Source organism: Actinosynnema sp. NPDC023658 (assembly GCF_040639995.1).
In the GTDB taxonomy this organism is placed as follows: Bacteria; Actinomycetota; Actinomycetes; order Mycobacteriales; family Pseudonocardiaceae; genus Actinosynnema.
In genome coordinates this window covers 1-6,469 of sequence record NZ_JBFAAX010000327.1, presented here as the reverse complement: position 1 = coordinate 6,469, position 6,469 = coordinate 1, and the positions used below count along the sequence as shown (strand labels likewise).

6 protein-coding genes and 1 pseudogene are annotated in these 6,469 nt (G+C 71.8%); 4 read left to right on the top strand and 3 right to left on the bottom strand.

Features of this window, described 5'->3' with window-relative positions; all coding sequences use genetic code 11:
- A pseudogene (locus AB0G02_RS25450) lies at positions 1-204 on the bottom strand (branched-chain amino acid ABC transporter permease); the annotation flags it as partial.
- A 56-nt stretch (positions 205-260) separates the two neighbouring features.
- Here AB0G02_RS25450 and AB0G02_RS25445 point away from each other — a divergent pair.
- The 3 genes from AB0G02_RS25445 (at position 261) to AB0G02_RS25435 (ending at position 1,559) form a co-directional block, all read left to right on the top strand.
- Positions 261-818: an XRE family transcriptional regulator gene (locus AB0G02_RS25445; protein WP_360798126.1), complete on the top strand. Its 558-nt coding sequence runs from the start codon at positions 261-263 to the stop codon at positions 816-818.
- 88 nt (positions 819-906) lie between these two features.
- On the top strand, positions 907-1,158 hold the full coding sequence (locus tag AB0G02_RS25440) for a hypothetical protein (protein WP_360798124.1): 252 nt from the start codon (positions 907-909) through the stop codon (positions 1,156-1,158).
- Entirely contained in the window at positions 1,155-1,559 is a 405-nt protein-coding gene (locus AB0G02_RS25435) for a type II toxin-antitoxin system VapC family toxin (RefSeq protein ID WP_360798122.1), read from the top strand. The genes AB0G02_RS25440 and AB0G02_RS25435 overlap by 4 nt, the downstream gene beginning before the upstream one ends.
- 57 nt (positions 1,560-1,616) lie before the next feature.
- Here the strand turns inward: AB0G02_RS25435 and pdxS are convergent, their stop codons facing one another.
- On the bottom strand, positions 1,617-2,525 hold the full coding sequence (gene pdxS, locus AB0G02_RS25430; protein ID WP_360798120.1) for a pyridoxal 5'-phosphate synthase lyase subunit PdxS: 909 nt from the start codon (positions 2,523-2,525) through the stop codon (positions 1,617-1,619).
- A gap of 298 nt (positions 2,526-2,823) precedes the next feature.
- On the opposite strand from pdxS, the gene AB0G02_RS25425 reads away from it, so the two are divergent.
- Complete coding sequence (locus tag AB0G02_RS25425) at positions 2,824-4,881, top strand: elongation factor G-like protein EF-G2 (RefSeq protein WP_360798118.1); 2,058 nt, start codon at positions 2,824-2,826, stop codon at positions 4,879-4,881.
- Positions 4,882-4,957: 76 nt separating this feature from the next.
- On the opposite strand, the gene AB0G02_RS25420 is transcribed toward AB0G02_RS25425, so the two are convergent.
- Positions 4,958-6,442, bottom strand: a complete 1,485-nt coding sequence (locus tag AB0G02_RS25420) for a CoA-acylating methylmalonate-semialdehyde dehydrogenase (RefSeq protein WP_360798128.1) — start codon at positions 6,440-6,442, stop codon at positions 4,958-4,960.
- Positions 6,443-6,469 lie beyond the last annotated feature (27 nt).

Here is a 6,469-nt window from a genome sequence, read left to right as displayed (position 1 = left end):
GCCGCCGGCCGTGACCCCGCCGACGGCCAGGACCGGCGCGCCGCCCGCGAAGACCAGCCGTGACATCGCCACGGGCAACCACCACGGCAGGCCCGCGCCGGTCGAGATGGCGCCGAAGGAGGCGCCGCTGACGGCAGCGCCGGCCGCCACCGCGGAGACGTCACGCAGCAGCTGGGGATCAAGGGTTCGCCATGTCGAACGCATCGTCTTCTACGATGAACAGTGACGTGCCGTTCGTCAAGCCGAACGATTGGACTGTCATGCCGAACACAGGGGCGCCGCTCGACGTCATCGCCGCCTCGCTGCGCCGCGAGCGCGAACGTGCCGGGTTCTCGTTGAGCGAGCTGGCCAAGCGGGCGGGGATCGCGAAGTCCACCCTGTCCCAGCTGGAGTCCGCGAGCGGCAACCCCAGCGTGGAGACGCTCTGGGCGCTCGGCGTGGCGCTGGGCGTGCCGTTCGCGCGCCTGGTCGACCCGCCGACGCCCCGGGTCAAGGTGATCAGGGCGGGCGAGGGGCCGGCGATCTACTCGGAACGCGCGAACTACACCGCGACCCTGCTGGCGTCCTGCCCGCCGGGCGCCCGGCGCGACATCTACGTGCTCACCCTGGAACCGGGCCCGCCCCGCGAGTCCGAGCCGCACATGGCGGGCACCGTGGAGCACCTCGTCGTCAGCACCGGCCGGATGCTCGCCGGCCCGCGGACCGAACCGGTCGAGCTGGGTCCGGGCGACTACCTGATGTACCCGGGCGACCTCCCGCACACGGCCCAAGCCCTCGAACCGGGCACCACCGCCCTCCTGGTCTCGGAGCACGTCTAGAACACGCGTTCGAGCGATACAGCCAGTGGAGAGTCCTGTCGATGAATCTTGCATGCAGACAGCAACCGCCGAACCTATAGTCGACGACATGAGCGAGCGCGGAACCAAGCCGGTCCACGTCCGCGACGTGCCCGCCGACGTGGTCGACATCCTTCAGGCGCGGGCCCGCGCACGGGGGATGTCGCTCACCGCCTACCTGCGCAACTACCTCGTGGACATGGCCGCCAAGCCCACGATGGAGGAGTGGATGGGGGCCGCCACCGACCGCGACTGGGGAGTTGACGGCGGCATCATCCGGCGGACCATCCGCGAGATCCGGGAAGAGGGCGACGAGAAGTGACCTTCGACATCGTGGTCGACAGCTCGGCCCTCATCGAAGTCGTGTCCAACAAGGCCCCCGACCGGATGCTCATGCGGCGGCTGTCGCACTCGACCGCCGCCGCACCGGAACTGCTCGACGCGGAGGCCTTGCGCGTCCTGCGCCGCATGGAACGACGGGCGGAGTTGTCCGGAGAACAGGCCACGACGGCGTTTTCGTTCATCTGCTCGGCTCCGGTCGAGCGGTTCCCACTGCGAACGCTCGCCGAGCGGGCGTGGAGCCTGCGCGGATCGATCACCGCCTACGACGCGTTCTACGTCGCCTTGGCCGAGCGGTTGGGCGTACCGCTCATCACCACGGATGGGAAGCTGGCCGGCTCCAACGGCCACGAGGCGGACATCGAGGTCTACCCGATCTCCTGACCGGAACGACCGCGGCCCGCCGGGGTTCGGCGGGCCGCGGTCGGGGAGAACGGGGCCTTACCAGCCGCGCGCGGCCAGGCGGTGCGGCTCGGGGATCTCGTCGACGTTGATGCCGACCATCGCCTCACCGAGGCCGCGCGAGACCTTCGCGATCACGTCCGGGTCGTCGTGGAAGGTCGTCGCCTTGACGATGGCCTCCGCGCGCTGCGCCGGGTTGCCGGACTTGAAGATGCCCGAGCCGACGAACACGCCCTCCGCGCCGAGCTGCATCATCATCGCCGCGTCGGCCGGGGTCGCGATGCCGCCCGCGGTGAACAGGACGACCGGCAGCTTGCCCGCCTCGGCCACCTCGCGGACCAGCTCGTACGGCGCCTGGAGCTCCTTCGCCGCGACGTACAGCTCGTCGGCGGGCAGGTTCTGCAGCCGCAGGATCTCGGCGCGGATCTTGCGCATGTGCGTGGTGGCGTTGGAGACGTCACCCGTGCCGGCCTCGCCCTTGGAGCGGATCATCGCCGCGCCCTCGGTGATGCGGCGCAGCGCCTCGCCCAGGTTCGTCGCACCGCACACGAACGGCACGGTGAACTGCCACTTGTCGATGTGGTTGGCGTAGTCGGCCGGCGTCAGCACCTCGGACTCGTCGATGTAGTCCACACCGAGGGACTGCAGCACCTGCGCCTCGACGAAGTGGCCGATGCGGGCCTTGGCCATCACCGGGATGGACACCGCGGCGATGATGCCGTCGATCATGTCCGGGTCGCTCATCCGGGACACGCCGCCCTGCGCGCGGATGTCGGCGGGCACCCGCTCCAGCGCCATGACGGCCACGGCGCCCGCGTCCTCCGCGATCTTGGCCTGCTCGGCGTTGACCACGTCCATGATCACGCCGCCCTTGAGCATCTCCGCCATGCCCCGCTTGACGCGGGAAGTGCCGGTGACCTGGGTGCCGGCGTCGGGTGAAGTGGTCACGACCAGCCTCTCTGGGAGTAGGGGGCGAACACCACCCATGGTACGGCCGACGTGGACCGCCGAAGCATGCCAATCAGGCGCGTTCTCGGCAGGCCACTTCCACTTCCTTCGCAGGTAGTGGCGCACGCCACCTTCCACGACGACGACACGGCCACCGATCGGCCGACCACCGGCGGCACACCTGGTGACGACCTTCCACCGGATTCCTCCTGCCGGGTTGGGTGTGGCCGGTTGGGGTTGTCCCCCACGGCCCACGGGTGTGAGATCGGACACTAAACACTTGTGGAGGGTGGTCCCAATGGGCAGCAAGCACTCCGACAACGGCCACTCGGCAGGCGCGGTCGCTGTGGACGACCCGGCCAAGGTCCGCAACGTCGTGCTGGTCGGCCCGTCCGGCTCCGGCAAGACGACGCTCGCCGAGGCCCTGCTCGCCAGCACCGGCGTGCTGACCCGACCCGGTTCGGTCACCGAGGGCAACACGGTGTGCGACCACGACCCCGCGGCGGTGCGCCAGCAGCGGTCGGTCGGTCTCGCGGTCGCGCCCGTCCGGCACGGCGACGTCAAGATCAACCTCATCGACACCCCCGGCTACGCGGACTTCGTGGGCGAGCTGCGCGCCGGGCTCCGGGCGGCCGACGCGGCGCTGTTCGTGGTCAGCGCGGCGGAAGGCGTCGACCCCGCCACGGTGGCGCTGTGGGAGGAGTGCGCGGTGGTGGGCATGCCGCGCGCGGTCGTGGTCGCCCGCACCGACCACCAGCGCGCCGACGTGCTCACCGGGATCGCCTCGTGCCAGGAGGCGTTCGGCGCGGGCGTGGTCCCCCTCTACCTGCCCGACGGCGACGGCCTGGTCAACCTGCTCGTCACCGACGACCCCCGCTTCGAGGAGCAGCGCAACGCGCTCATCGAGGGGATCATCGCGGAGAGCGAGGACGAGACCCTGATGGACCGCTACCTCGGCGGCGAGGACGTCGACCAGGCGACGCTCATCGCGGACCTGGAGACGGCGGTCGCCCGCGGCTCGTTCCACCCGGTGATGCCGGTGTGCGCGTTGACCGGGCTCGGCCTGCCGGAGCTGCTCGACGGCATCGCACGTGCCTTCCCCTCGCCCCTGGAGCACCCGCTGCCCGAGGTGACCGGTGTGGACGGCATCCCGCGACCGCGCCTGGAGGCCGACCCGAACGGACCGCTGGTGGCCGAGGTCGTGCGCACGGCGGTCGACTCGTACGTGGGCCGGGTGTCGCTGGTGCGGGTGTTCTCCGGGACGCTGCGCCCCGAACGGCCGGTGCACGTGTCGGGTCACGGCATGGCCGACCGCGGCCACGAGGACCACGACGCGGACGAACGGGTGGCGCACGTCTACTCGCCGCTGGGCGCGAACCTGCGCGAGGTGCCGTACTGCGTGGCGGGCGACCTGTGCGCGTTGACCAAGCTGGGCTCCGCCGAGACCGGTGACACCGTGTCCGCGCCGGACCAGCCGCTGCTGGTGGCGCCGTGGGAGATGCCGGAGCCGCTGCTGCCGGTGGCCGTCGTGCCGCGCAGCCGCAGCGACGAGGACAACCTGGCCCGCAACCTGGGCAAGCTGGTCGCCGGCGACCCGACGCTGCGGCTGGAGCGCAACGCCGAGACCCACCAGCTCGTGCTGTGGTGCATGGGGGAGGCGCACGCGGACGTCGTGCTGGCCCGGTTGCGCGCGGGCGGCGCGGACGTCGACACCGAGCCGGTGCGGGTGGCCTTGAGGGAGACGTTCGCGAGCCAGGCCAGGGGCCACGGGCGGCACGTGAAGCAGTCCGGCGGGCACGGCCAGTACGCGGTGTGCGACATCGTGGTCGACCCGCTGCCGCGCGGTTCCGGCTTCGAGTTCGTGGACAGGGTCGTCGGCGGCGCGGTGCCACACCAGTTCATCCCGAGCGTCGAGAAGGGCGTGCGGGCGCAGCTCGAACGCGGTCTGCAGGGCGGGTACCCCGTCGTGGACATCCGCGTGACGCTCGTCGACGGCAAGGCCCACTCGGTCGACTCGTCCGACGCCGCGTTCCAGACCGCGGGCGCGCTGGCGCTCAAGGAAGCCGCCGCCAACGGCAGCACCACGCTGCTCGAACCCGTGGACGAGGTGGTCGTGCGACTGCCCGACGACCACCTCGGCACCGTGCTGGGCGACCTGTCCGGCCGCCGCGGCCGCGTGCTGGGCACCGAGGCCGACACCCCCGGCTACACGGTGGTCCGCGCCGAGGTGCCGGCCACCGGACTGCTCCGCTACGCGGTGGAGCTGCGGTCCCTGACCTCCGGCACCGGCACCTACACCCGCCGGTTCAGCCGGTACGACCCGCTCCCCCAGGCGTTGGCCGCGCAGGCGAAGTAGCGCCCCGGCGCGGGCCCGTGGTCCGGCGCGGCGGCGCACACCCCTCGGCGGCACGCCGCCGGCCGGACCGGGCGCGTCAGGTGTTCTGCGGGAAGCCGAGGTTGACCCCGCCGTGCGACGGATCAAGCCACCGACCGGTCACCACCTTGGTGCGGGTGAAGAAGTGCACGCCCTCCGGGCCGTACGCGTGCGAGTCGCCGAACAGCGAGTCCTTCCACCCACCGAACGAGTAGTAGGCCACCGGCACCGGGATGGGCACGTTCACGCCGACCATCCCCACCTCGACCTCGTTCTGGAACCGCCGCGCCGCGCCGCCGTCGTTGGTGAAGATGGCGGTGCCGTTGCCGTACGGGTTGGCGTTGACCACGTCCAGCGCGTCGTCGTACGCCGCGACCCGCAGCACCGACAGCACCGGCCCGAAGATCTCGTCCCGGTAGATCGACATGTCCGTGCCGACGTGGTCGAACAACGTCGGCCCGAGCCAGAACCCCGCGGCGTCGCCGTCGATCTCGTGCGACCGGCCGTCCACCACCAGCGACGCGCCCTCGGCCCGCCCGGCGTCCACGTAGGACACCACGCGGTCGCGGTGCGCGCCGGTCACCAGCGGGCCCATCTCGCAGCCCGGCCGACGGCCGTCACCGACGTGCAGGTCCCGGATCCGGTCCGCGATCTTCGACACCAGCTCGTCGCCCACGGGGTCCACCGCGACGACGACCGAGATCGCCATGCACCGCTCCCCCGCCGAGCCGAACCCGGCCGACACCGCCGCGTCCGCCGCCAGGTCGAGGTCCGCGTCGGGCAGCACCACCATGTGGTTCTTCGCGCCGCCCAACGCCTGCACGCGCTTGCCGTGCCGCGTGCCGGTCTCGTAGACGTACCGCGCGATCGGCGTCGAGCCGACGAACGACACCGCCTTGACGTCCGGGTGCTCCAGGACCCGGTCGACCGCGACCTTGTCCCCGTGCACGACGTTCAGCACGCCGTCGGGCAACCCGGCCTCGGCGAACAGCTCCGCGATGAAGTTCGCCGCCGACGGGTCCTTCTCCGACGGCTTGAGCACCACCGCGTTGCCGCACGCGATGGCGTTGGGCACGAACCACAGCGGCACCATGGCGGGGAAGTTGAACGGCGAGATCACGCCGACCACCCCCAGCGGCTGCTGCATCGAGTACACGTCGACCCGGGTGGAGGCATTCTCGCTGAACCCGCCCTTGAGCAGGTGCGGGATGCCGCACGCGAACTCGACGGACTCCAGCGCGCGCTGCACCTCGCCCGCCGCGTCGGACAGCACCTTGCCGTGCTCGGCGGTGACGATCGCGGCCAGCTCGCCCTTGCGGGCGTTGAGCAGCTCGCGGAACGCGAACATCACGTTCGACCGCTGCGCCAACGACGCGTTCCGCCAGGACGCGAAGGCCTCCCGGGCGACCGCCACCGCTTCGTCCACGGTGGACTCGTCCGCGAAGTCGACGAGGGCCGCCACCCGTCCCGTCGCCGGGTCGTACACCTCGCCGGAGCGCGCGCTCTCGCCGCTCCACGGCTTGCCGCCGATCCAGTGCCTGATCCGGCCCGGGTCACCGGTCGTCGCCGG